The 736-nt window shown below is 47.8% G+C and carries 1 pseudogene; it reads right to left on the bottom strand.

Annotation, left to right across the window (positions count from 1 at the left end):
- Positions 1 to 736 (bottom strand): annotated as a pseudogene (locus tag R8N49_RS26910) (DNA translocase FtsK); the annotation flags it as partial.

Genomic DNA, 736 nt, shown 5'->3' on the forward strand with positions numbered 1-736 from the left:
CATCAAGCGCACGAGTGTCAATAACAGGCTCTTCGTGTGGCGTTGGTTCCACATGGAGTTGCTGTTCTTGCTGAGCAGCAAACTGTTCATACTCTTCATAGCTTGATTCTCGTTGAGGCGTATCGTGTTCAACAACCTCTTCATGCTTGGCTTGCACCTGTTCTTGATAGACTGCGTTTGTATCCGCATAAGATTGGCTTGTTTGTTCTTCTGACGCCCAATCATCTGCTTGCTGCGCTGCAGCTTCCAACTCTTCGATGGTTACATTCAGCTGCTTGGTACGCTCAACCATTGGATCCACGTTATCTGTGCTGACCGCTTTAAGTTGTGGTTCTGGTTCAACATACGTTGGCGTCGCATTTACTGCCGCAACTCGTTGAGTTTGGGGCTCTGGCGTCGGTTTTACCGCAGACGTTTCTGATTTGGCTTGCGGCATATATATAGGATATTCGTGTACTGCCGCTTTCTCTTTTGGTTCTTCAACTTCGTAAGCCGTTAAGTGAGGAAGCGTCTCGTCGTCTTGTTGATCGTCTTCAACGTGTTTTGTTGATACTTTATCCTCAACAAACTCATCAAGCTGAGGCTCTAGCGTCTCTTGTTCTGAACCTCTGAACTTATTCGCGATGGCAGCCAATACCGCTAACGAGCGATCACCAAGCCATTCGACGATGTTCAGCCAAGAAATCCCCGTAAACAGAGTAAAACCAGCCCCCCACAGAAATAGAAGGACGAGCGT

This window comes from Vibrio sp. 1978, assembly GCF_033344345.1.